Here is a 21,838-nt window from a genome sequence, read left to right on the forward strand (position 1 = left end):
CGCGAGAAGCGCGGGGCGGCCCTTTTCGCTACTTCTGGCCCACCAGAACGCCATGGAAGTTGTAGGTCCAGCTCTTGCCGCCGGGGACGGAGAGCTTGACGTAGGGCCGCCCGTCCTTGCCGGCGAAGAAGGTGGCGGTGTGCCCGTCGGGCAGCTTGACGACCTTGGTGGTGTTGCGGGGGACCTGCTTCTTGGGAGCGGGCTTGGGCTTGGGGGCGGGCTTGGGGGCGGGTGCCTTGTCCAGCCAGGAGGAGACGGTGCCGTCGGGCCGGAGGACGACGTGGAGCCCGTTGTTCTCCCCGTACGCGGGCTTGCCGTCGCTGCTGACGAGGGTGTCGATCAGCGAGCCGCCACCGTAGATCTCGGCGGAGAAGCGCCCGGGCCCGTCCTTGTAGACCTTGGCGAGGGACCCGTCGGCAAGGTCGACGTTCCGCCAGAAGACGGACTGGTCGCCGGCGTCCTGGCCGTCGGCGTCCTGGTCACTCGCGCCCTGGTCACCCTTGGCCGGGGCCGGGGCCGGGGAATCGGCGGCGAAGGCGGCCCCGGCGGCCGGCAGGAGGAGGGAGGCGACGGCCCCGGTGGCGACGGCGGCGGTACGGACGGAACGACGGGTGAGACGCATCGGAAGAGCTCCTTGCTCGGGTCGCTGACATCTCTGAAGCTACGAGTACGACATTGAGGTGATACGTCGGATTTGTAACAGCGCCCCCGCGCCTCCCTCACAACCACGTCACGCCCGTCGGTCCCCTAGGGGATGTCACAGCTCAGTGGCAAGCACCGGCCTGTGGAGCGACCACCCGTCAGAACCGGGTACGTTCGACGACGTGGCTGGATTCAGGAACGGACGCGGCCGGGACAACCGCCCCCCGCAACAACGACCGCAGCAGGCGCCGTACGGGTACAACGCGGCCCCGCCGCCCCACCCGCAGCAGCAGTGGCAGCAGCCGCCGCAGGGGCAGTCGTACGGGCAGTCGTACGGGCAGCAGGGGCAACAGCCCTACGGGGAGCCGGAGTACTTCGGCGAGCCGTACGGCGGGCAGCAGCACCAGCAGCACGCGGCGGCGGCGAACAACCCGGGCCACACCCAGATGTTCAGCGTCGACGACCCGTACGGGCAGCCGGGGCAGCCCCCCGCCCCCGTACCGACGGGCCCCCGGCTCCCGTGGAAGGCGCTGCTGAGCGGCATCGTGCTCCGCCCGGCGGACACGTTCCTGCGGATGCGGGACCACGCCGTCTGGGGACCGGCACTGATCGTCACGTTCCTCTACGGACTCCTCGCGATCTTCGGCTTCGACAAGGCCCGCGAAGAGGCGATCAACGCCACTCTGTCGACGGCGATCCCGTACGTCCTGATGACCGCCCTCGGCTTCGTGCTGGGCGGCCTGATCCTGGGCGCGGTCACCCACACCCTGGCGCGCCAGCTGGGCGGCGACGGCGCCTGGCAGCCCACGGTCGGCCTGTCGATGCTGATCATGTCGATCACGGACGCGCCGCGCCTGCTCTTCGCCCTCTTCCTGGGCGGCGAGAACGGCCTGGTGCAGGTGCTCGGCTGGGCGACCTGGCTGGCGGCGGGCGCGCTGTTCACGGTGATGGTGAGCCGCTCGCACGACCTGCCGTGGCCGAAGGCGCTGGGAGCGTCGGCGATCCAGCTGGTGGCACTGCTGAGCCTGATCAAGCTGGGCATGCTCTGACCGACGTACACGCACGGAGAAGGCCCCCACCGCACGCGGTGGGGGCCTTCCTCATGACGCGGTGCTCAGGCGTCGAGAACCTGGCCCTCGCGCTTCACGACGGGCGGTTCGACCGACCAGGGGAAGTTGATCCACTCGTCGGTCTTCTTCCACACGTACTCGCACTTCACGAGGGAGTGGGACTTCTCGTAGATGACGGCGGAGCGGACCTCGGCGACGTGGTCGACGCAGAAGTCGTGGACGAGCTTGAGCGTCTTGCCGGTGTCGGCGACGTCGTCGGTGATCAGGACCTTCTTGTCGGAGAAGTCGATCGCGTCCGGCACGGGCGCGAGCATGACGGGCATCTCCAGGGTGGTCCCGACCCCGGTGTAGAACTCCACGTTCACGAGGTGGATGTTCTTGCAGTCCAGGGCGTAGGCCAGCCCGCCGGCGACGAACACCCCGCCGCGGGCGATGGAGAGCACGATGTCGGGCTCGTAGCCGTCGTCGGCGATGGTCTGCGCCAGCTCGCGGATGGCGGTGCCGAAGCCCTCGTACGTCAGGTTCTCGCGTACTTCACTCATGCCTGCGACCGCCTCACACCTGGGTCCGATGGAAGTTCATGTAGGAACGGGAGGCCGTCGGCCCCCGCTGGCCCTGGTACCGCGAGCCGTACCGCTCGCTCCCGTACGGGAACTCGGCGGGCGAGCTCAGCCGGAACATGCACAGCTGGCCGATCTTCATGCCGGGCCAGAGCTTGATCGGCAGGGTGGCGAGGTTCGACAGCTCCAGGGTCACGTGCCCCGAGAAACCGGGGTCGATGAACCCGGCGGTCGAGTGCGTGACCAGCCCGAGCCGCCCCAGAGAGCTCTTCCCCTCAAGCCGCGACGCGATGTCGTCCGGCAGGGTGATGACCTCGTAGGTCGAGGCGAGCACGAACTCGCCCGGGTGCAGGATGAACGCCTCGTCGCCCTCCGGCTCGACCTCACGGGTGAGGTCCAGCTGCTCGACGGCGGGGTCGATGTGGGGGTAGCGGTGGTTCTCGAACACCCGGAAAAAGCGGTCGAGACGCACGTCGATGCTCGACGGCTGCACCATGGATTCGTCGTACGGGTCGATGCGCACCCGTCCGGCGTCGATCTCGGCCCGGATGTCCTTGTCTGAGAGAAGCACGCCCCCACGATACGCAGAGGGCGCGGACCTGCCCCAATCGGCAGCCGTCCGCGCCCGGCACCGCACGGCTCAGCGCCGCCCGACCTCCACCGGCACCGCGTGCCGCAACCGCGCACACCGCGGACAGCGAATGAGCCGCCCGGGCCCGATGCGCCCGGCACCGAGCTGCTGAAGCGGGAACGACGCGGTACTGAACACATGCCCTTCGGCACAACGGACGACGGTGCGCTCCATCGAAGCCATCAAGTCCCTTCCCCTACACATGTGGTGGACGATCAGCCACATTAGGGGATGAAGGGGGCGCCCTCCACGCGGCACTCCGCACGACGGAAGCCATGAGCTTCGCCTCAAGTGGCGCATGGGGTACAGTGTGCAACGATGCGGCACGGATCACCCGTCCGCTGTGCGGATGTAGTTTAATGGTAGAACATGAGCTTCCCAAGCTTATAGCGCGGGTTCGATTCCCGTCATCCGCTCCATAGCGAAGCCCCAGGTCAGAGACCTGGGGCTTCGTGGTCGTCCAGACCTGTTGGGGGCCGCGTGCCATTCGCGTGCCATAGGGGCCCGGACTGCACGTCGTGAGCGGGCTGGGGGGACGATCCGTCCCGCCGGCTTGGCGGGCATGTCCATCTCCTGGCGGTTCAGCGCCGAAGCGTTCAAACAGATCTTGGACCGGTTCGTCCAGGACGGGTACCGGCCCGCCCTGTCTCTTGGACGACTGCCGGCGGTCAACGAGGACAGCGACCTAGATGATTCGTGCGAGCCACTCAGCATTGGAAGATGTGCTGCTTCCCGCGAATTGGCTGAGCAAGGTCACGTGTGGCCCAGGCCCCACAGTGGGAGTGGTCACCAAGCTCGGCACCACCTACCGCGGTTCCGTGTCCGACATCGTGAGGCGAGCACCGGAAACCGACGGGGACGACTGACTGAAGCTCGTTCGAGAACGTGTCGGTGGCTCGGGAAGACCATCGGGTCCTGAGCCGACGCCGGCCGACTTCGAGCACCACATGCGCCAGCGAGTCGCAAGGGGATCTTGGCGATGACGGTCGGCCATGCCCTCGACAACTCAGTCTCCAAGATCCCGACCTCGTCACCCGCGATCAGCTCTGCGACTCCTCGCGGCGTCCCAGAGCGGCCGCATCGGGTACGACGAGCAGCTTGCCGGTGGTACGCCGAGCCTCCAGATCGCTGTGGGCCTGGGCGGCCTCGGACAATGCGTAGCGGCCCGTCACGGTGACCTCAAGCGCCTTGGAGCGCACCCACTCGAACACATCGGCGGCCCGTCGGAGCAGTTCGGACCGATCGGCGATGAAGTCCCCGAGGCTGGGCCGGATCAGGGTCAGCGAACCGCCGTGGGCGAACCGAATCGGATCGAACGGCGGCACGGCACCACTTGCCGCACCGAAGAGCACGAGATGGCCGCGGGTTCGCAGGCTGGCGAGGCTCGCATCGAAGGTGTGCGCGCCGACGCCGTCGAAGACAACCGGCAGTCCCTGACCGCCGTTGAGCCGCCTCACCTCGGCTGCGAGATCGTCGACCGCGGAGGAAAGGATCACCTCAGCGGCCCCGGCACGCTTCGCCAGCTCGGCCTTCGCCGTGGTCGACGTCGTGCCGATCACCCTGCCGCCGAGATGGGTGATGAGCTGGGTCAACAGCAGCCCCATGCCGCCGGCAGCCGCATGCACGAGCACCGTGTCGCCCCCCTGAACCGGGTAGGCGTCCTTGACGAGATAGTGCGCGGTCATGCCTTGGAGGAGCACGGCGGCGGCTGTCTCGAAGCCGATGTCGTCGGGCAGCGGCACCAGCCGGGAGGAGTCCACGACGGCCCGCTCGGCATACGTGCCCGGAATCTCCACCCAACCGACCCGGTCCCCGACCGCGACGTCAGCGACGCCGGGTCCGACTTCGACGACCGTGCCGGCGCCCTCAGCGCCCGGGGTGAAGGGCAGCGGAAGGCTGTACCGGCCTTCGCGGTGGTAGACGTCGAGGAAGTTGACCCCGGACGCGGCGACCGCCACGACCGCTTCGCCCGGACCCGGCCGCGGCTGGTCCACCTCGGCCTCCCGCAGCACCTCGGGACCGCCCACTTCGTCCACCTGAATCGCTCGCATGACCCTCCAATGACGGCTCGTTCCCCCACCAACCCCGTTGATGGGGGAACGATTCCCGGCAAGCAGACCAGCCCGCCGCCCCGGCCACAGCCCTGTCCGGCGACCCGCACCACACTTGGTGACCGGTCCCGCCTGCAAAGCGGCCGGCGGCCCCCGACCGAGCCGGCCAGCGAGAAACCCCACATGAGGGGGCGTCATCCGCTCGTGAACGAAGGCCCTGGTCGGACCAGGGCCTTCGTCGTCGTCGAGACGTGGCGGAGCAGTGACGACCGCGCGCTCGGCTGCCGTCCGCATGCCGCTTCTGGACCTACTGGGGCGGTTGGGGCTCCGGCCCCGGAGGCACGGGAGGTCCTGCCGTCCGGGTCCTGCGGCCGTCGGCGGACAGCAGGGCGATCACCGCGAGCACCGCGAGGAGGATGAGCACCAGGAGCAGGATGGTGAGGACCGTGGGGTGGTTCCACAGGGCGAACAGCAGGGCGATGAGCAGCAGGGCGCCGACGGTCAGCCACTTGCGGTGGGCCTCCGTCCAGGTGCCCACGGGGCCGGTGTGGAGTCCGTGGCCGCCCCACCAGCCCGCGGCGGAGTCGGCCCCGTGCTCGGCCGTGGAGCGGGTGGCGCGCGCCAGTCGGCCGGGGCCGATGAAGTAGGCGCCGAGGGCGATGACGATGCCGAGCACGATCGCGGTGCGCAGGGCGATCCGCAGGAAGTGGAGCAGGTGGTCGAAGACGGCTGCCGCGGCTGCCTCGGACTGCACCTGCGGCGGCAGGTGGTCCAGGTAGTAGCGGCGGGCGATGACGAGTCCGATGGCGACGACGAGGCAGGCGAAGGCGGCGCCCAGGGCGGTCTTCGCCAGGGCGCGCCGGCGCCGGTGGGCGAGAAACACGCCTGCCGCGGCGAGCACCACCGTGATCACGGGCAGCCAGTTGCCGAGGACGTCGAGGGCGTGCGCGGCGCCCTGCATCTTCTCCAGCTTGTCGGACTGGAAGAGGACCATCTGCTTGTCGACGTCCGGGATCTTCTCGGCCGGCTCCAGGCCCGCGTCCACCAGCTCCTGCTTGACCCGCTCCACGGCGGTGCCGACGTCGAGGGTGACGGTGCCCTCCGAGACGTCGAGCGCTCCACGGCCCTTCCCGGTCAGGGCGTGCACCACGGCCGTGTGGGCGGCCCGGTTGGCGGTGACCCACACCTTCTCGAACCGGTCGCTCTCGACGAAGCGGGTGGCCACCTTGTCCGCGGCCGCGTTCACCGCGTCGTCCAGCTGCGGGGCGAGACCCCTGACGGCCTTGGCCGCGCGCGGCGGCAGGCCCTGTGACTGCAGCCAGGCCGCGATCTCGGCGGTGACCTCCTTGCCGTCGACCCGTACGTCGACGGCGTGGACGATCCGGTTGTGCGCGGCCGCCTCGATCGCCGGGTCGGAGGCGAGCGGTTTCATCGTCGCGACGTAGCGGTCGGTGTCGAGGGCGATGTCGTGCACCCACACGGTCAGCACCGACACGGGGACGAGAATGCAGGCGAGGACGATCAGGACCGCCGAGCCCACCTTCCGGGCGATTCTTCCCGGGCCGGCCAGGTGCGACTTTCCGCCCGAGGGCGAACCCTCCTGCGCGGGGTCATGCGGTGGTTCCTGCGGGCTTGCCATCCGTCCTCCAGACAGAGTCGCGGCCTGTCGCCGCCGCTGGAATCCATTCCTCCCGATCGCCGTGGAGTCGGCATCCCGAAGTGCGCCATCCGGAGCCAGGCACGCGGCGTCGGCGGGCAGGACGCGGGGCGGCACGGGCACCGCCGTCCACGCCGTGTCGATGCCGGGTGGACACCGCCCGGGCGGCCGTGGCCGCGTCCGGCGGCCGGCCGGCCGCCGGCTTGGTGCACGTTCTTCCCGTCATCCGCTCGTGGACGAAGGCCCTGGTCGGAGACCAGGGCCTTCGTCGTTGCCGAGGCACCCTCCCCCTACGTTGCGGGGCTGCCGCTCAGGAGAGTGCCCGGCGGAGTGCGTGCTTGTCGGGCTTGCCGATGCCGCTGAGCGGGATGGCCTTCAGGACGTGGAACGTGTGGGGGACGTGGAGACCGCTCTTGCGGGCGGCGACGAAGCGGCGCAGCTCCTCGATGTCGGTGCTGTGGCCGCGGGCGGGCACGATGGCGGCGTGGACGTGCTCGGACGTGTCGTCATGACGCATGCCGAAGACGGCGCACTGGGCGACGGCGGGGTGGGCCGTCAGCACCTCCTCGATCTCGCTGGGATAGACCCGGGTGCCGTCGACGGTGATCGTGTCGTGGCCCCGGTCGGCGAGGAAGAGGTAGCCGTCGTCGTCGAGGTAGCCGATGTCGCCGGTGCGCACCCAGCCGTCGTGCAGCACGCGGGCGGTCAATTCGGGCTGCTTCCAGTAGCCGTTCATGGCGCTGTGGGCGCGGGCGTGGATCTCGCCTTCGCTGCCGGCCGGGCGAGCACTGCCATCCGGGTCGACGATGCGGAGTTCGACTCCGGGCATGGCGCGGCCGACGGTGATCTGCCCGTGCCGGCCGACGCGGTCGTGCTCCTCGGGCAGGACTTCGGTGAGCCCGAGCGTCTCGTTCTGCCCGTACCAGCTGTGCAGCACCTTCCCGAAGACGCTTTCGGTCTGCCGCAGCCTGGACGTCGACGCGGGGCTGCCGCCGTAGGTGACCTGCCGGACGCTGGAGGTGTCGGTGGCGGGCAGCGCGGGATGGTCGAGGAGCTGGTGCAGGAGAGGCGGCTGAAGGAACAGCCGGGTGATCCGCTCGCGTTCGATCGCCGCGAGGGCCTCGCCGGGATCGAAGGCGGGCTGCAGGACGACGGAGCCGCCCTGGAGGAGCGCCACGTCCGCCCAGAGCCCCGCGATGTGCGTGAGCGGCGTGCATGCCAGATAGCGGGGCGGGGCGCCCGTGGGGGAGCACAGGTGGTCCAGGGTGCGGCGGTACGGGCCGTGCTTCATCTGCAGGCTCTTCGGCAGCCCGGTCGTGGTGCCGCCGGTGTGCCGGATGCACCAGTCGTCGGCGGCGCCGACGGGCACGGTGACGGGCGCCGACGGCTGCCCGGCCGCCGCCGCGCTGATGTCGTCGGCGTGCGGATGCGGGCCCAGTGTCGCCAGCATCGGCACGTGGAGGAGCGGCTTCAGCCGGTCCAGGTCCGCGTACCGGGTCGGGTCGGCCAGCAGCAGCTCGGTGTCGGCGACGTCCACCAGGTGCGCCAGGGCGTCCGCGTTCAGCCCCTCGTACAGGGGTGTCACGCGCGCCCCGGCCAGGTTGGCCGCGTAGCGCGCGACGAGCGCCTGAGGGGTGTTGCCGGTGAGCAGGGAGACGGTCTGCCCGGGCCGGACGCCGCGCGCGATCAGCTCGCGGGCGAGCCGGTGGATGCTGTCGCGCAGCTCGCCCGCGGTGATCTGCCGACGGTCGGGGCAGATGATCACGGGCAGGGCGGGATGGCGCGCCAGGGTGTGGAGGAGGGCGTCCGTGTAGGTGACGAAGCCGTGGTCGGCGGAATCGGGCGTCACGGTCGTCTCGGGCCGGAGGTCGGACATCTGTGTCCTTCGAGAGGTGGGCGAGAGGAGTGCGGTGGCGGACTGGTGGTCGTGGGGCGCCGGGGGGGCCGTCACGGGACCAGCGCGGCCGGCCTGGCGTGGTGTTCGAGGGGCGTGAGGTACGGCAGGTCGTCGAGGGGCTGATCGGTGAAGAAGCGATCCAGCAACTCGGACATCTCCAACGGCCGTTCGAGATGGCAGAGGTGGTCGGCGCCCCGGATCAGGGTGAAGACGCTTCCGGCGATGGTTGCGGCGACCTCGCGCCCGAGGTCGGGGTGGGTGAGGCTGTCGTGTTCACCGGTGAAGACCAGCGCCGGAACGTCCCGGACACCCCCGGGCCGTAGCCCCTGCCAGTCGATGACACGGTAGGTCGAGGCGAGATGCCGGGGGATGTCGGCCTGCGTGACCGAACCCATCGTGCGGGCGAGGACGCGGGTGACGACCGCGCGCTTGTGGACGTCCCGCTCGGCGGGGGACAACAGGGCCGCGATGCTCATACGGGCGTAGGCGCCGGCGTCGCCCGACTCCAGGGCGTCGGCCATCGTCCGCAGCGCGGCGCGCTGGTCCGGCGGGTAGACGGGAGCGGCGCCCACCAGGGCCAGGCGGGCGACGCGCTCGGGATGCTCCTGGGCCAGGCCGTAGGCGATCGGCATGGCGTAGGAGGCCCCGAAGAGGTTCACCCGTCCCAGGCCCAGCCGGTCCAGCAGGTCCGCCAGCGCACCGGTGAGGAAGTCGAAGTCGTACGCGGCGGGCAGTACATCGGCCGCGCCCGATCCCGGCAGGTCCACGCTGATGACGGTCGCGGAGGCCGCCCAGCGCGCTTCGAGCCGCTGATAGGCGTACATGTCCTGGAAAGCGCCGCCGAGTACGACGACGGGCTCGGTGGCGGGAGCGGCGTTCTCGACGATCCGGCACCGGTAGCCGAAGTCGTCGAAGGCGAGGTGACGGATCTTCTCACTGTTCACGCCCGGTCAACAGGGACATACGGGCATAGGTCACGCGAGGGGTGATCATCTGACCGGTCCTGTCCCGCCCGGCCTGTCCGGAACCCTCCGGCCGCCGCCTGGTCGGACGGGCCGGAGGAGGCCGGCGGCAGAGGGCCGTCAGGGCCGTCCCTCGGCTGTCGCCAGAGGCGCTGGGGCCGCGGCTCGGCGGCCGGGCAGCAGTGCTGCCGCGAAGACGGCGCAGAGGGTGAGGGCGGTCGTCAGGCCGAAGGCGTGGGCGAAGGCCGTGGCGGTGTGGCCGCCGCGCTGGAGCAGGACGGCGAGGGCGGCGATGCCGAAGGAGCCGCCGAGCTGCTGGAGGATGCGCGTCGTGGTGCTGGCGTCCGCGACCTGGGAGTCGTCCAGTCCCTGATAGGCACCGACGGTGACGGCGAGGTTGACGGCGCTCGTACCGAGACCACGGAGGAACAGAGCGACACCGATGACCGAGCCCTCCCCCACCGAGGCGGCGAAGGGCCACGTCGCGACCGCGCTCAGCAGCAGGCCGGTCACCACGACCGGGCGCGGCCCGATCCTGTCGGTGAGCACGCCGGCCACCCGCGCCGCCAGCGCGCCGATGCCCTGCGGAACGAGCAGGAGACCGGTGGCGACGACGCCCTTGTCGAGGACGAGCTGGCAGTACAGGGGCAGCAGGAACATCCCGCCGTACATGGTCGAACCGCCGACGAACATCAGCACCGACGTCGCGGCGAAGGACCGCAGCCGAAACAGGCGCATGTCGATGAGGGGCGCGCTGCTCCTCAGGCTCCGTCCGACGAACGCGGCGACCAGGACGGTCCCCGCCGCCATCGGCAGGAGTGCCCGCCCTCCTCCCGCACCGTCCTGGCCGCCGCACTGCGAGAGCCCGTACACGAGCGCGGTCAGGCCCGGGCAGACCAGCACCAGCCCCACGACATCGAGGCGGGAAGCCCGCTGCCGACGATCACTGGGTACGCCCCGCCAGGCGAGGAACAGCGCGAGCGCGCAGACGGGCAGGTTGACGTAGAAGATCCAGCGCCAGTCGAGATGCCCGAGCAGCAGCCCGCCGAACACCGGCCCCAGGACCGGGCCGAGGAGGGCCGGCAACGAGACGACCGCGACGAGCCGCCCGACCTGTCGGCCGCCGCTGGCCCGGATGACGATGGTCTGCAGGACCGGCATCATCAGCCCCCCACCGGCCCCCTGCACACTTCTGAACGCGACCAGCGACCCGGTGCTCCAGGCGCAGGCGCACAGCAGCGAGCCGACGGAGAACAGGGCCAGCGCGCCCAGCCAGACCCGCCGCGTCCCGAACCGGTCACCGGCCCAGCCGCTCACCGGCATGACCATCGCGAACGCCAGCAGGTAGGCGGTGCTCACCCACTGCACGGTCGTCGTCGGGGCACCGAGGTCGTCGGCGAGGGCGTCGACCGCGACGGAGACGATCGTGCTGTCGAGCAGCGGAGCGAAGGCACCCACAGCGAGAACGCCGCACAGCCTGAGCAGGGCGGGATCAAGGCGTTCCTTGGGCATGTGACCCCCTCGGTCGACACGGATTCGCTCCAGCCCTCGGGGTCGGAAAGCCGCAGAGCGAGGAAGGGCGGAGCACCCACCGCGGCGACCGCCCGCCGATGCCGTGGAATGGATGCGCTCCGACAACGATCAGAAGACCGCTGCCGTCACGGGCCGCCCACCCCGGCACACACGCCGGACTCCCGGGCCCTCCGCGGGCTCCCGCGTTGCGACGTGAAGGGGGGTCAGACCCTGGCCTCTTCCCTGGCCCCGGCCGGTGCGGTCGAGGTCGTCTTCGGTGCCCGGCGTCCGGGCATCCACCAGTTGGCCTTGCCGCACAGTTCCATCACCGCCGGGACGAAGAACATCCGGACGACGGTGGCATCGATGAGCACGGCGACGGCCATGCCCAGGCCTCCCTGCTTGACGGCGACATCGGGACCGAGCAGTGAGGTGGTGAAGACGGCGATCATGATGGCGGCCGCGGCCGTGATCACCTTGGCGGTCCGCGCCAGCCCCGCCGCGACGGCCGTGCGGGTGTCGCCGGTGCGCTCGTACTCCTCACGGACCCGCGAGATCAGGAAGACCTGGTAGTCCATCGACAGGCCGAACAGGATCGGGAACATCATCATCGGTGTCCACGTCGTGACCGGCATGGCGGCGGGGAACCCGAGGGCCGTGCCGAGCCATCCCCACTGCACGACCGCCACCAGCACGCCGTAGGAGGCGCCGATCGACAGCAGGTTCATCACGGCGGCCTGCAGGGCGATCGTGACCGACCGCACCAGCGCGACCAGCAGCACCATGGACATCGCGACGACGACCCCGATCATCAGGGGCAGGCGCGCGCCGACCTCGTCGGCGGTGTCGATGGTGCCGGCGTTCGGTCCGCCGACGAGGACCCGTGCGCCGCCCGGGGTCCCGGGCAGCACGTCGTCGCGGAGCTTGTGCACCAGGTCCGCGGTCGCCTCGTCCTGGTATCCGGTGGTGGGGAAAGCGATGAAGGTGGCGGCCTTCCCGTCCTCACTGACCCGCGGCGGGGTGGCGTGGGCAATGCCCTCGGTCCTGCCGACCGCTTCGACGACGGGACGCAGATCGGCGTCCTCGGAGCCGAGCTCGGTGGCGAAGACCAGAGGTGCGCCGTAACCCGGACCGAAGCCCTCGGAGAGGATCTCGTACGAGAGGTAGCTGCTGCGGTCGCGAGGCTGGACGCCGGCGTCGGGCTGGCTCAGCCGCATCGACAGCGTGGGCGCGGCCAGCACCAGCAGGATCCCGCCGGCGCCGAGTGCGGCGACCAGCGGCCTGCGCTGCACCACGCCGGCCCAGCGCTCGGCGAGCGTACGGCGCTGCCGGGACGGTGCGTCGCCGCACCGGTTCCGGCGGGATGCGCGGCGAGGCAGGCGCAGCGAGTTGATCCTGTGTCCGGTGAAGCCCAGGAACGCGGGCAGCAGCGTCAGGGCGGCGATCATCGTGACCAGCACCGTGATCGACGTGGCGACGGCCAGCCCGGTCATCAGCCGCTGTCCCATGACGAGCAGGCCCATCAACGCGATCACGACGGTCGTGCCGGCGAAGAGCACCGCATGACCCGCGGTGGCGATGGCCTTGACCGTGGCGCTCTCGGGGTCGTCACCGTCCCCGAGGCCGTCCTTGTAGCGGGTCACGATGAACAGCGCGTAGTCGATGCCGACGCCGAGGCCGATCATCGCGCCGAAGGTCAGAGCGAAGTTCGGCGCGGGGACCAGGTGCCCCACCAGCTTCATCAGGGCGAGACCGCCCACGATCGCCAGGCCGGCGGTCACGAGCGGCAGGCCCATGGCCACCAGCGATCCGAAGGCGATGAACAGGATCACCGCCGCTGCCAGGAGACCCACGCTCTCGGCCGGGCCCTGCGGGGGTGTCTCGGCCTTTTCGGCCATGTACCCGCCGAGGGCAAGCGTGACGCCGTCGTCGGAGGCCTTCTTGACCGTGTCCACCAGGGGCTTGACCTCGCTCTTCTCCACCTCCTTGGCGCTGAGCGGGATGGTCGTGCGGGCGATGCGACGGTCCTTCGTCACCAGGCTCTTGTCCTGGTACGGCGAGGTCACCGGTCCGGTGACAGGCGAGGCGGCCAGATCGGCGATGGCCTTCTCGATCCTCTGCCTGGCGGCAGGATCGTCGATCCCCTTGTCGGCCTTGATCGCCAGAGTCAGCCTGTCCCCTTGCTCCTTGGGGAAGTGCTTCTCCATCAGCTGCTGCGCCCTGGCCGACTGCGAGTCTCCTCCGGAGAAGTCGTCGTCGGGGGCGGCGCCGTAGCCGAATCCGGCGAACGCCACGGCGGTCACACCGATGATCCAGATCAGGAGGACCAGGCGGCGGCGCCGGAAACAGAAGCGGCCCAGTGCCGCCAGAGCCCCGCCCGTGGGGGCGGTCTCGATGGCCATCATCGTCTCCTCGGGTCCCTGCCCCTCTCTCACGCGGACGCGCGCACGTGGACGGTGCGGCCGGCCGGTCGGCCGGTGCGGCGGGAACGGGCCGGGGCATGGGCATCGGCGGCGAGCGGCTGGACCGAAGCGTGCGCGGCCGCGGGTGCGGCAAGTACGTGACGGACGGACATGAGGTGCTCCTTCTCCTCGTACGACTCCTGCTCCTGGATGTCGTCCGATGCTGTCCGCCGGACCTGCCGCCGGTCGTCCCGCGTACGGACCCACTTCGCGCTGCCGCCGGTGGCGTACGCGGCTACCGCGGACGCGGCAGAAGCCGCGCGGGTACCGCGGACGCGGTAGGCGGTCGGTCATCCACGAGCCGGACTCGCCCGCGACGACGTCTGGCTAGGGTGCGCACATGGGCATACGACGGTTCGGTGTACCGGCTGGTGTCGGGGACTGGCTGATCGCCGTGGGCGTGGCGGCGCTGATGCTGGGCGACGGCTGGTCGGGGGAGCACCCCGACGCGGGGCCCGACCTGCTCGGCTACGCCCTGCTCGCGGTCGGCGGCCTGGCGCTGGCCGCGCGCCACAGGGCTCCGGTCGTCGTCCTGGCCGTCACCGGGCTGTGCGCGGTGGGCTATCAGGCGGCCGGGTTCGACGTGCTCACCGTCGCGTACCTGGTCGCGGTGTACGCCGCGGTGCGGGCCGGGCGGCGTGTCCTGGCGGTGACGGCGTCCGCGACCCTGCTGGTGTCCCTGCAGCTCACCGCCCTGATCTTCCGCGACGGGCCCATGCGCGAGGTGTCGGTGCAGGCCCGCGGCACCCTGGAGATCGCCTGGCTCGTCGCCGCCTTCGCCGCGGGGGAGGCGTTGCGGCAGGCGGAGCAGCGGGCGGAGGAGGCCGAGCGCACCCGGGAGGAGACCGCGCGGCGCCGCGCCGACGAGGAACGGCTGCACATCGCCCGGGAACTGCACGACTCGCTCACCCACCAGATCTCCGTCATCAAGGTGCAGTCCGAAGTCGCCGTCCATGTGGCCCGCAGACGCGGCGAACAGGTGCCGGACGCCCTGCTCGCGATCCAGGAGGCCGGGCGTGAGGCGAGCCGGGAGCTGCGCGCGACCCTGGAGGCGCTGCGCGACGACGACACGGCCCCGCCGCGCGGGCTCGCCGACGTACCGGAACTGGTGGAGCGGGCCGGCCGGACCGGTCTGGAGGCGACGCTGACGATCGAGGGGCAGCGGCACGACGTGCCGGCCGCGGTGGGCCGGACCGCCTACCGGATCGTCCAGGAGTCGTTGACCAACATCGTCCGGCACGCCGCCGCCACCACGGCATCGGTCCGGATCGACTACCGGCCCGACGCCCTCGCGCTCCGCATCGACGACGACGGCAAGGCCACACCGGGCACCGCCCCTGTGCCCGGCGTCGGGCTGCTCGGCATGCGCGAACGCGTCACCGCCCTCGGCGGCCTCCTGCGTGCCGAACCGCGCGGCGAGGGCGGCTTCACCGTCCGGGCCGAACTCCCCGTGGAGCGAACCTCGTGATCCGAGTCCTGCTGGTCGACGACCAGCCGCTCATCCGCAGCGGATTCCGCGCACTCCTCGACCTCGAGGACGACATCGAGGTGGTGGCCGAGGCCGCCGACGGCAAGGAGGGCCTGGCGCTCGCCAGGGAACACCTGCCCGACATCGCGCTCATCGACATCCAGATGCCGGTCGTCGACGGCATCGAGGCGACCCGGCGCATCGCCGCGGACCCGGCCCTGACCGGGGTGCACGTCGTCATCCTGACCAACTACGGCATGGACGAGTACGTCTTCGACGCGCTGCGCGCCGGCGCCGCGGGCTTCCTCGTCAAGGACATCGTCCCGGACGACTTCCTGCACGCCGTCCGCGTGGCCGCACGCGGCGACGCCCTGCTCGCACCCTCGATCACCCGCAAGCTGATCGACAGATACGTGTCCCAGCCGCTCGACACCGGTGCCGCGGCGGGGCTCGAAGAGCTGACCGGCCGCGAACGCGAGGCCGTCGCCCTCGTCGCGCGGGGCCTGTCCAACGACGAGATCGCCGACCGCATGGTCATCAGCCCGATGACCGTGAAAACCCACATCAACCGGGCGATGACGAAGCTCCACGCCCGCGACCGAGCCCAACTCGTGTTCCTCGCCTATGAATCCGGCCTGGTCGTCCCACGCAACTCCTGACACCCCGGGCGCAGCGACGGCGGCTCGGACGAGGGCGCTACCAGGCCGGTCGGGGATCCTGACGCTCGGCCGAGAGGTGGGCCGGCAGGTTGAACGCTCCGTCCGTCCGCCAGAGGCATCCCGGGCTCGGCGAGTATTCGGTGGTCGGTGGTGCCGGAGCGTGGAACCGCTGGACATGCGGGAGCGGCACCTCGACCAGCGCGCCGTCGTACATCATCCACAGACCGAAGCAGTCGTCCTCCTCGTCATGGATCAGCACCTGCACCTGCCGGGGATCGGGCCACGGAAGCGATTCCAAGTGCTTCAGCAGACCCGAGCGCGTGCACTGCCTGTAGAACTCGATGACCCAGCCACCGACGAACAGGTCGAGCGGCCTGAACACGCCCTGCCAACTGCGTGATGCGTCAGGGCGGGTGAGAGGCTCCATGACCTCGTCCGCATAGGTGGCCAACACGATGACCTGCGCGATCCTGCTCATGCGGGGATACCACCGCACACCAGGGGCCGACGGCAACCGAGTAATGACGCGCCGATCGACGCGGCGAGAGCGTCCTCGACACCGCCGACCGGCAACCGCCTGGCTCGGCGACGTCGTTGGACCCGGCCGTGATCCGCCGGACAGGCCTTAGCGGTCGCCCAGGCGGGCCGTCACCACGCTCAGCCACAGCAGGCCGAGGCCGGCACCGCCGGTGAACGCCAGGACCGAGGCGGCCGAGGCCATGAAACCAGCGAGGACGACCACGGGAACGACGCGGGACGCGACGGCCCAGGAGCGGAGACCCCGGGCCGCGAGCGGGCGGGCCAGGACGAAGAACGCGGCGCACAGGGCGAGGTAGCCGATCATCCCGCCGAACATGTGGACGGCACCGTGCCCGCTCATCACCGTCGCCTCGGGCGCCCCGGTGGGAAAGCCCGCTCCGGCGTCGGCGGGGAAGGCCGCCGCAACCCAGAAGGAAACGCCGAAGACACCGACCAGGGCCGGGCCCCACGTCCCGCCCGGACCCCCGCGGAGCGCCCGCCGCAGGCCGGTCGCACCGGCGAGCAGCAGCGTGCCGGTGAGCACGAAGCTCGCCGTCTGGATCCAGCCAGCTTCGCCGAGGGCGAGCTGGCTGATCGCGTTCCGCGTGAAGTCGAAGCCGTCGCGCGCGAAGCCCTGGGCGAGTCCGACCGCAAGGAACAGCGGACCCCCCACCACACCACCGGCCACCGCCCAACGCGCCGCACCTCGCGACGCGGGCGCGGCGGAAACAACGGGGCGGGGCGCAGTGATCAGGTCGGTCATGGCGGGGCCTTCCTCGCTTCGGACGTGTCACCCCTATGACCGACGGCAAGGAGCGGACTCATCGCTCCCGTTGATGTGTGCTGGATCACGCTTGCGGGCGGGGTGTTGTCACGGCTGACGTACGTGCTGGTCCCGCATGCCCGATGCCCCCAGGCCGCATGTCCTGAGGGCATGCGTCAGGTCAGGACGGCGTCTTGTACATCTGTCGGCCGCCACCGATCTTCACCCTCGCGGAGAGGGGGCCCACGCCGGCGCCGTTGTAGCGCCGCAGCGCTCCAGCTGCGTCCCGGGCGACCAGGTCCGCCCTGCCGTCGCCGGGCGGGAGGTCCCTCCCCAGGGGCATAAAGGCAGGAGGCGCACGGCGTCGGCATCCAGCCACGCGTGTACGAGCGAGAAAGGGCCCCAGCCGTACCTTCCGCGATGCTAACGGCAGCCCCACCACGTAAGGCTCCGAGAAAGGCCCGCATCGCATGTTGTCCGTCGACCAGTCTTCCTGGGACACCGCCGTACGCCATCTGTACAGGGACGCGGTCGCGTATATCGCCACGGGCCCGCGCGGCCACGAGGACTGGGTCCTCGACGTCTTCCCGTTGATGGCCCGGGCCGTCCCGGACCCCCGGGGGTGGGCCCGCGTCGATGCCACGGCGCAGGACCCGGAGCGTGAGGGGTGGCCCGCCTGGCCCTTCGCCGTCCATCCCCCGGAGTACATCGCGCCGCGCCTGAAGGAAATCAACCGGGACAGTGCCGAGGACCTCCTCCTGGCCCTCACAGAGGCCGGCTGCACCCTGGCCAACCTGCGGTACTTCGAAGAATCCCCGGAGGAACTGCGGGCGATGGCGCGCACGGTCCTCGCTCGTTACGGCGACAAGGCCACCTTCCACACCAACGTCAGCAAGCAGGGCAGCCCGCCCGGGACGCTCGACTTCACGCTGAAAGGCCTGGGGTACCGCCCCCTCGGCGTCCTCATGGAGGACTGCGGACTGGTCGTCGTCTCGGACACCGAGGTCGGTCTGTTCTGGAGCTTTGCCGACTAGTGATCCGCCTGCGGATCCGGCTGAGAGGACGCCCCGTGCTGACCCGTTCCGCCTCCTACCCCGACCGGGGCACACCCGCCCCTCGGCCATCGCGGAGGCGGAGCGCCAGCTGCGCGAGTACAGCCGTAACCCACCGGGGCGGGTCCGGCTGGAGCTGGGCGAGTTCTACGCGGACCCCGACCACGAGGCCGCCGTCGCGGACTACGCCGCCACCACGCACCCCCAACTCGTCGCCCGTCTCGTGGGCGAACTCCACGAGCTGCTCGCGCTCCCCCTGGACGACGGCGACTACGCCCTCGCCGCCGCCGAACTCGGCATGGAGGTCGGACCACCCGAGCCTTTCTCCCACGGCGCCTGGTTCCAGTCGGTGGCGACGGCCCTGGCCGGCTGATACGGCCCTGGTGACCAACGGTCAGCCGTCCTCCGCTCTTCTGCGCAGCCCCGGGTCAGCGGCCTGGGGCTGCGTCGTTCGAGCGGACCGCAGGTGGCCCCTGCCGGGCGGGGCCCAACCAGGGACTGGCGATCCCAGGGTACGGAGGGCTCTCCCGGGCGTTGTTCGGTGGCGGCACTGTGGGTCGGGCCGGAGCGGGAACGCCCGGTCGGAACGAGATCGAGGAGCACCCCATGGCCACCGTCACCGTCAACGGCGCGCACGTCCACTACACCAAGACCGGGTCCGGGCCCGCGCTCGTCCTGGTCCACGGCACCGGATCCGCGGGCTCCGCCGTCAACTGGGGGCAGACCACGCCCCGGTTCACCTCGCACCGCACGGTGATCACCCCCGACCTCTCCGGCACCGACGCGACCGTCGACGACGGCGCCCCGCTGACCGCCGAAGGGCTCGCCGCCCAGGTCATCGCCGTCATCGAGGACTCGGCGGACGGGCCGGTCGACCTGCTCGGCTTCTCCATGGGCTCCACCGTCGCCGCCACCGTCGCCGCCCTCCGTCCCGACCTGGTGCGGCGCCTGATCCTGGTCGCCGGCTGGGCCCACACCGACAGCGACGAGTACCTGCGCAGCCTCTTCACCCTCTGGGAGAACCTCGGCACCACCGACCCCGCCTCCTTCGGCCGCGCGGTGGCGATGACCGGCTTCAGCCGCGGGTTCCTCAACTCCATCGGCCGCGAACAGTTCGAGGCCCTCATCCCCAACATGCCGCCCACCCCCGGCACCCTGCGCCACATCGCCTACGACCTCCGGGTGGACATCCGGCCGCTGCTGCCCCGTATCGAGGCGCCCACCCTCGTGATCGGCGGCACGCAGGACATCACGGTCCCCGTCGAGAACAGCCGGGCCCTCCACGCCGCCATCGCCGACAGCGCGTACGCCGAGATCGACGCGGGCCACGTCATGTTCTTCGAGCAGGAGGACGTCTTCGTCAAGCTCGTGACCGACTTCGTCGAAGCCGCCGCCCCGACCCGCGCGTGAAGGAGACGGTCAGCCGATGAAGGCCGGCGGAGCACGCCGAGCCGGCCGACTCGCTGTCATGGCGTTCCTCGTGCTCTTCGAGGCCCTCTCGCCGGTGGAGCGGGCGGTGTTCATGCTGCGCGAGGTGTTCGGGTACGGCTACCCGGAGGTCGCGGGCGCGACCGGCCGGTCGGAGACGAACTGCCGGCAGATCTTCGCCCGCGCCAGAAAGCGCATCGCCGCCGGACAGGCGCCCGGCGGCACCGCGCTCCCGCCTGCGGACGCGGCCCGGCGGGCGGAGGGTGACGAACTCGCCCGCAGGTTCTTCGAGGCGTGGACGCGCTGCTCGGCATGCTCGCGCCCGACGTCGCCCTCCACGGGGACGGTGGCGGAAAGGCCCGGGCGACCAGGGACCCGGTGACCGAGCCGCAGCGCGTCGGACCGCTGCTCGCGGAGCGGCCTCCGCCTCGCCGACCCCCGCCCCCCGTCCGTAACCCGAGGGCGGGTGCGGGAGGTCAGCCCAGGGCCAGCCAGTGGAGGGCGAGTTGTTCGACCTGGGCGGTCTCCGCCTCGGTCAGGGGCTCTCGGCCGGTGGCCTTGCGCAGGAAGCGGGGGCGGGTCCACCCCAGTTCGTCCGCCGCCGGGGTGTGCTCCGCGCCGAGGAGCAGTTCCGTCACCGCGTCGCCGGCGGCTTGGGTGAGCCAGGCTTCGCGTCCGAGGGCGTCGGCCAGGTCGAGGCCGTGGACGGCGACCTCCACGACGCGGGTGAGGAGGAACTCCGACAGGAGCATGGCGTCGCCGTGCCGGGTCCGTACGGTCCGGCCGTCGGGCTGGGCCCGGCACAGCCGTTCGGCCCGGCTCCACGTCGCGGCGAAGTCCGCGGCGAAGGCGGCACCGTCGGCCGGGCCCGCCGCACGGTCCTGGGCCAGGGCGATCCGCTTGCCGTTGGTCTGCGGTGAGAAGCGGTCGTCCGGGCGGTAGTACTCCACCGCCGAGATCTCCGCCGCGCCGGGCGCCGGCGCGTCCAGCATGGCCGGAAGCCAGTCGATCACCACGCACACGTGCCCGAGCAGCTCGCGTACGGTCCAGGGAGTGCAGCGCGTCGGGAGGTCCCACTCGGCCTCGGACAGTCCGGCCACGGCCTCGCCGAGGGCCTCGCACTCCAGCCGGAAGGCTTCGAGCACCCGGTCGTGGTCCACGCCGTCCCCTCCCCCGTCCGTACGGCGTCCCGCGCTCACTTCGCCGTCCCGCCGGTCCGCTCCGCGCGCAGCACGGAGTAGATCACCAGGTCGTTCCACTGCCCGCCGCGCCAGGCCGCGGAGCGCAGCACGCCCTCCTCGACGAAGCCCGCCTTCTCCAGGGCGCGCCGCTCGGCGACGTTGTCCCGTTCCGTCCACGCCTGGATCCGGTCGGCCCTCGTGTGCTCGAAGAGGTACTCCACCAGGAGCTCCTGGGCCCGCGTGCCTATGCCCCGGCCGCGGGCGGAGGGCACCAGGCCGATCGCCAGGCTCCAGTTGGTCAGGTCCGCGGGCCCCCAGGTGCCGGGGAACCACTTCACCCGGCCCACCGTGCGGCCGCCCTCGGCGACGGAGAGCAGCCCGCCGTCCGGACCGAGCAGGCCGTTCTCGGCGAAGCGACGGCGCAGGTCGGCCGTCGACTGGAAACCGAACCACTGATGGGCGCCCCAGCCCTCCGGGCCGCTGAACTCCCTCTCGTACACGTCGAGATCGTCGGCGGTGACAGGACGAAGGGTGATCTCATCCGGCATGGAACGGCTCCAGATCCTCTCGGCCGAACGGTTCGCACCCCGTGACGGCCCTACGGACAACGACTTCTGGCTACGCGCTTCTCAGATCATCTGACACGCGTACCGCAGCGGTCCCGGTTGCGGACCACCGGAAAAAGATCGCCGGGGAGGGGGAGGGAGCCGTGTTCTTCCTCCCGTCGGCCTCGCGGGCGTGCGGTAGGTTCCCCGCCATGACCGCACCCGGAACCTTCGCCTGGCCGCCCGCCCCGATACCGACCGAACGGCTCGTGCTCCGCGAGTCCGAGGCCCGGGACCGTGCGGCGTTCGTCGAGCTGTTCTCCTCGCCCGAGGTCGGCACCTACATCGGCGGCGCCCGGCCGCGCGACGAACTCGAGCGCGCGATGCCCGACGTGCCCGGCCGCCGCCCCGGCTGCTTCGTCGTCGAACTCGACGGTACGGCGATCGGCGTCATCACCCTCGACCCCCGCGGCGCCGAGCGCCGGGGGCACGTCCGCCCCGAGGCCGGGGAGGCCGACCTCGGTTACCTGTTCCTGCCCGGGGCGTGGGGACGCGGTTACGCCTTCGAGGCGTGCGCGGCGGCACTCGACTGGTTCTCCGGCGCCCGCCCCGGCGAGCCCGTCGTGCTCTCCACCCAGACCGCCAACGACCGCGCGATGCGCCTCGCGGCGAAGCTCGGCTTCACCGAGGTCGAGCGGTTCGAGGAGTACGGCGCCGAGCAGTGGTTCGGCGTGCGCCCCGCGGCCCCGTCGGTCTAGGGGCGGCCACGCAGGGCTGGG

Annotated in this window: 23 protein-coding genes and 1 tRNA gene; 9 read left to right on the forward strand and 15 right to left on the reverse strand. The window is 71.3% G+C overall.

Annotated elements, in window-relative coordinates:
- Nucleotides 1-28: 28 nt before the first annotated feature.
- The gene (locus ACWGN5_RS33095; RefSeq protein ID WP_453522116.1) at nucleotides 29-622 is read right to left on the reverse strand and encodes a hypothetical protein; all 594 of its coding nucleotides are present in this window, start codon (nucleotides 620-622) and stop codon (nucleotides 29-31) included.
- Between the two features lie 202 nt (nucleotides 623-824).
- Here ACWGN5_RS33095 and ACWGN5_RS33100 point away from each other — a divergent pair, with 202 nt between their 5' ends.
- Nucleotides 825-1,691 carry a Yip1 family protein gene (locus ACWGN5_RS33100; RefSeq protein WP_453522117.1) on the forward strand — a complete coding sequence of 289 codons (867 nt, stop codon included), beginning with the start codon at nucleotides 825-827 and terminating at the stop codon, nucleotides 1,689-1,691.
- A gap of 65 nt (nucleotides 1,692-1,756) precedes the next feature.
- Here ACWGN5_RS33100 and ACWGN5_RS33105 read toward each other — a convergent pair whose 3' ends face one another.
- A complete protein-coding gene (locus tag ACWGN5_RS33105; RefSeq protein WP_453522118.1) occupies nucleotides 1,757-2,254 on the reverse strand; it encodes a phosphoribosyltransferase in 498 nt (165 codons plus the stop codon).
- A gap of 13 nt (nucleotides 2,255-2,267) precedes the next feature.
- Nucleotides 2,268-2,843 (reverse strand): dCTP deaminase, encoded by a 576-nt coding sequence (dcd, locus tag ACWGN5_RS33110; RefSeq protein WP_030690788.1) that lies wholly within the window; start codon nucleotides 2,841-2,843, stop codon nucleotides 2,268-2,270.
- 405 nt (nucleotides 2,844-3,248) lie between these two features.
- On the opposite strand from dcd, the gene ACWGN5_RS33115 reads away from it, so the two are divergent.
- Nucleotides 3,249-3,322, forward strand: a tRNA-Gly gene (locus ACWGN5_RS33115).
- 621 nt (nucleotides 3,323-3,943) lie between these two features.
- Here the strand turns inward: ACWGN5_RS33115 and ACWGN5_RS33120 are convergent.
- From ACWGN5_RS33120 to ACWGN5_RS33150, 7 genes are all read right to left on the reverse strand, one after another.
- Nucleotides 3,944-4,954 carry a quinone oxidoreductase family protein gene (locus tag ACWGN5_RS33120; RefSeq protein ID WP_453522119.1) on the reverse strand — a complete coding sequence of 337 codons (1,011 nt, stop codon included), beginning with the start codon at nucleotides 4,952-4,954 and terminating at the stop codon, nucleotides 3,944-3,946.
- Nucleotides 4,955-5,261: 307 nt separating this feature from the next.
- Entirely contained in the window at nucleotides 5,262-6,593 is a 1,332-nt protein-coding gene (locus ACWGN5_RS33125) for a hypothetical protein (protein ID WP_453522120.1), read from the reverse strand.
- Nucleotides 6,594-6,921: 328 nt separating this feature from the next.
- The gene (locus tag ACWGN5_RS33130; RefSeq protein ID WP_453522121.1) at nucleotides 6,922-8,487 is read right to left on the reverse strand and encodes an AMP-binding protein; all 1,566 of its coding nucleotides are present in this window, start codon (nucleotides 8,485-8,487) and stop codon (nucleotides 6,922-6,924) included.
- 71 nt (nucleotides 8,488-8,558) lie between these two features.
- Nucleotides 8,559-9,452, reverse strand: a complete 894-nt coding sequence (locus tag ACWGN5_RS33135) for an alpha/beta fold hydrolase (protein ID WP_453522122.1) — start codon at nucleotides 9,450-9,452, stop codon at nucleotides 8,559-8,561.
- A 138-nt stretch (nucleotides 9,453-9,590) separates the two neighbouring features.
- Nucleotides 9,591-10,982: a DHA2 family efflux MFS transporter permease subunit gene (locus ACWGN5_RS33140; protein WP_453522123.1), complete on the reverse strand. Its 1,392-nt coding sequence runs from the start codon at nucleotides 10,980-10,982 to the stop codon at nucleotides 9,591-9,593.
- 224 nt (nucleotides 10,983-11,206) lie between these two features.
- A complete protein-coding gene (locus ACWGN5_RS33145) occupies nucleotides 11,207-13,384 on the reverse strand; it encodes an MMPL family transporter (RefSeq protein ID WP_453522124.1) in 2,178 nt (725 codons plus the stop codon).
- A gap of 29 nt (nucleotides 13,385-13,413) precedes the next feature.
- Nucleotides 13,414-13,557, reverse strand: a complete 144-nt coding sequence (locus ACWGN5_RS33150) for a hypothetical protein (protein WP_453522125.1) — start codon at nucleotides 13,555-13,557, stop codon at nucleotides 13,414-13,416.
- Nucleotides 13,558-13,784: 227 nt separating this feature from the next.
- Here ACWGN5_RS33150 and ACWGN5_RS33155 point away from each other — a divergent pair, with 227 nt between their 5' ends.
- Nucleotides 13,785-14,912: a sensor histidine kinase gene (locus tag ACWGN5_RS33155; protein WP_453522126.1), complete on the forward strand. Its 1,128-nt coding sequence runs from the start codon at nucleotides 13,785-13,787 to the stop codon at nucleotides 14,910-14,912.
- Entirely contained in the window at nucleotides 14,909-15,571 is a 663-nt protein-coding gene (locus ACWGN5_RS33160; protein ID WP_453522127.1) for a response regulator, read from the forward strand. Before ACWGN5_RS33155 ends, ACWGN5_RS33160 begins: the two co-directional genes overlap by 4 nt.
- A gap of 37 nt (nucleotides 15,572-15,608) precedes the next feature.
- On the opposite strand, the gene ACWGN5_RS33165 is transcribed toward ACWGN5_RS33160, so the two are convergent.
- From ACWGN5_RS33165 to ACWGN5_RS33175, 3 genes are all read right to left on the reverse strand, one after another.
- A complete protein-coding gene (locus ACWGN5_RS33165; protein WP_453522128.1) occupies nucleotides 15,609-16,049 on the reverse strand; it encodes a hypothetical protein in 441 nt (146 codons plus the stop codon).
- Between the two features lie 147 nt (nucleotides 16,050-16,196).
- The gene (locus ACWGN5_RS33170) at nucleotides 16,197-16,853 is read right to left on the reverse strand and encodes a DUF998 domain-containing protein (protein WP_453522129.1); all 657 of its coding nucleotides are present in this window, start codon (nucleotides 16,851-16,853) and stop codon (nucleotides 16,197-16,199) included.
- A gap of 181 nt (nucleotides 16,854-17,034) precedes the next feature.
- The gene (locus ACWGN5_RS33175) at nucleotides 17,035-17,196 is read right to left on the reverse strand and encodes a hypothetical protein (protein ID WP_453522130.1); all 162 of its coding nucleotides are present in this window, start codon (nucleotides 17,194-17,196) and stop codon (nucleotides 17,035-17,037) included.
- A gap of 127 nt (nucleotides 17,197-17,323) precedes the next feature.
- Between ACWGN5_RS33175 and ACWGN5_RS33180 the strand changes: the two genes are divergently transcribed.
- The 4 genes from ACWGN5_RS33180 to ACWGN5_RS33195 all read left to right on the forward strand — a co-directional run bounded on the left by ACWGN5_RS33180 (nucleotide 17,324) and on the right by ACWGN5_RS33195 (nucleotide 19,715).
- Nucleotides 17,324-17,887 carry a hypothetical protein gene (locus tag ACWGN5_RS33180; RefSeq protein ID WP_453522131.1) on the forward strand — a complete coding sequence of 188 codons (564 nt, stop codon included), beginning with the start codon at nucleotides 17,324-17,326 and terminating at the stop codon, nucleotides 17,885-17,887.
- Entirely contained in the window at nucleotides 17,877-18,278 is a 402-nt protein-coding gene (locus tag ACWGN5_RS33185; protein ID WP_453522132.1) for a contact-dependent growth inhibition system immunity protein, read from the forward strand. The genes ACWGN5_RS33180 and ACWGN5_RS33185 overlap by 11 nt, the downstream gene beginning before the upstream one ends.
- Before the next feature lie 233 nt (nucleotides 18,279-18,511).
- The gene (locus ACWGN5_RS33190; protein WP_453522133.1) at nucleotides 18,512-19,315 is read left to right on the forward strand and encodes an alpha/beta fold hydrolase; all 804 of its coding nucleotides are present in this window, start codon (nucleotides 18,512-18,514) and stop codon (nucleotides 19,313-19,315) included.
- Nucleotides 19,316-19,373: 58 nt separating this feature from the next.
- Nucleotides 19,374-19,715 carry a sigma factor-like helix-turn-helix DNA-binding protein gene (locus ACWGN5_RS33195; protein WP_453522134.1) on the forward strand — a complete coding sequence of 114 codons (342 nt, stop codon included), beginning with the start codon at nucleotides 19,374-19,376 and terminating at the stop codon, nucleotides 19,713-19,715.
- Nucleotides 19,716-19,809: 94 nt separating this feature from the next.
- On the opposite strand, the gene ACWGN5_RS33200 is transcribed toward ACWGN5_RS33195, so the two are convergent.
- On the reverse strand, nucleotides 19,810-20,493 hold the full coding sequence (locus ACWGN5_RS33200; protein ID WP_453522135.1) for a maleylpyruvate isomerase family mycothiol-dependent enzyme: 684 nt from the start codon (nucleotides 20,491-20,493) through the stop codon (nucleotides 19,810-19,812).
- A gap of 35 nt (nucleotides 20,494-20,528) precedes the next feature.
- Nucleotides 20,529-21,062: a GNAT family N-acetyltransferase gene (locus tag ACWGN5_RS33205; RefSeq protein ID WP_453522136.1), complete on the reverse strand. Its 534-nt coding sequence runs from the start codon at nucleotides 21,060-21,062 to the stop codon at nucleotides 20,529-20,531.
- Between the two features lie 209 nt (nucleotides 21,063-21,271).
- On the opposite strand from ACWGN5_RS33205, the gene ACWGN5_RS33210 reads away from it, so the two are divergent.
- Nucleotides 21,272-21,817 (forward strand): GNAT family N-acetyltransferase, encoded by a 546-nt coding sequence (locus ACWGN5_RS33210; RefSeq protein ID WP_453522137.1) that lies wholly within the window; start codon nucleotides 21,272-21,274, stop codon nucleotides 21,815-21,817.
- Nucleotides 21,818-21,838 lie beyond the last annotated feature (21 nt).

The organism is Streptomyces sp. NPDC055815 (genome assembly GCF_053616475.1).

Excerpts from the sequence above, each read along its gene's own strand:
- ACWGN5_RS33170 (WP_453522129.1), bottom strand. The coding sequence starts at position 16,853 with ATGACCGACCTGATCACTGCGCCCCGCCCCGTTGTTTCCGCCGCGCCC.
- ACWGN5_RS33095 (WP_453522116.1), bottom strand. The coding sequence starts at position 622 with ATGCGTCTCACCCGTCGTTCCGTCCGTACCGCCGCCGTCGCCACCGGG.
- ACWGN5_RS33180 (WP_453522131.1), top strand. The coding sequence starts at position 17,324 with ATGTTGTCCGTCGACCAGTCTTCCTGGGACACCGCCGTACGCCATCTG.
- ACWGN5_RS33125 (WP_453522120.1), bottom strand. The coding sequence starts at position 6,593 with ATGGCAAGCCCGCAGGAACCACCGCATGACCCCGCGCAGGAGGGTTCG.
- ACWGN5_RS33140 (WP_453522123.1), bottom strand. The coding sequence starts at position 10,982 with ATGCCCAAGGAACGCCTTGATCCCGCCCTGCTCAGGCTGTGCGGCGTT.
- ACWGN5_RS33195 (WP_453522134.1), top strand. The coding sequence starts at position 19,374 with ATGGCGTTCCTCGTGCTCTTCGAGGCCCTCTCGCCGGTGGAGCGGGCG.
- ACWGN5_RS33210 (WP_453522137.1), top strand. The coding sequence starts at position 21,272 with ATGACCGCACCCGGAACCTTCGCCTGGCCGCCCGCCCCGATACCGACC.
- ACWGN5_RS33150 (WP_453522125.1), bottom strand. The coding sequence starts at position 13,557 with ATGTCCGTCCGTCACGTACTTGCCGCACCCGCGGCCGCGCACGCTTCG.
- ACWGN5_RS33165 (WP_453522128.1), bottom strand. The coding sequence starts at position 16,049 with ATGAGCAGGATCGCGCAGGTCATCGTGTTGGCCACCTATGCGGACGAG.
- ACWGN5_RS33175 (WP_453522130.1), bottom strand. The coding sequence starts at position 17,196 with ATGCCCCTGGGGAGGGACCTCCCGCCCGGCGACGGCAGGGCGGACCTG.
- ACWGN5_RS33155 (WP_453522126.1), top strand. The coding sequence starts at position 13,785 with ATGGGCATACGACGGTTCGGTGTACCGGCTGGTGTCGGGGACTGGCTG.
- ACWGN5_RS33205 (WP_453522136.1), bottom strand. The coding sequence starts at position 21,062 with ATGCCGGATGAGATCACCCTTCGTCCTGTCACCGCCGACGATCTCGAC.
- ACWGN5_RS33120 (WP_453522119.1), bottom strand. The coding sequence starts at position 4,954 with ATGCGAGCGATTCAGGTGGACGAAGTGGGCGGTCCCGAGGTGCTGCGG.
- ACWGN5_RS33145 (WP_453522124.1), bottom strand. The coding sequence starts at position 13,384 with ATGGCCATCGAGACCGCCCCCACGGGCGGGGCTCTGGCGGCACTGGGC.
- ACWGN5_RS33190 (WP_453522133.1), top strand. The coding sequence starts at position 18,512 with ATGGCCACCGTCACCGTCAACGGCGCGCACGTCCACTACACCAAGACC.
- ACWGN5_RS33130 (WP_453522121.1), bottom strand. The coding sequence starts at position 8,487 with ATGTCCGACCTCCGGCCCGAGACGACCGTGACGCCCGATTCCGCCGAC.
- ACWGN5_RS33105 (WP_453522118.1), bottom strand. The coding sequence starts at position 2,254 with ATGAGTGAAGTACGCGAGAACCTGACGTACGAGGGCTTCGGCACCGCC.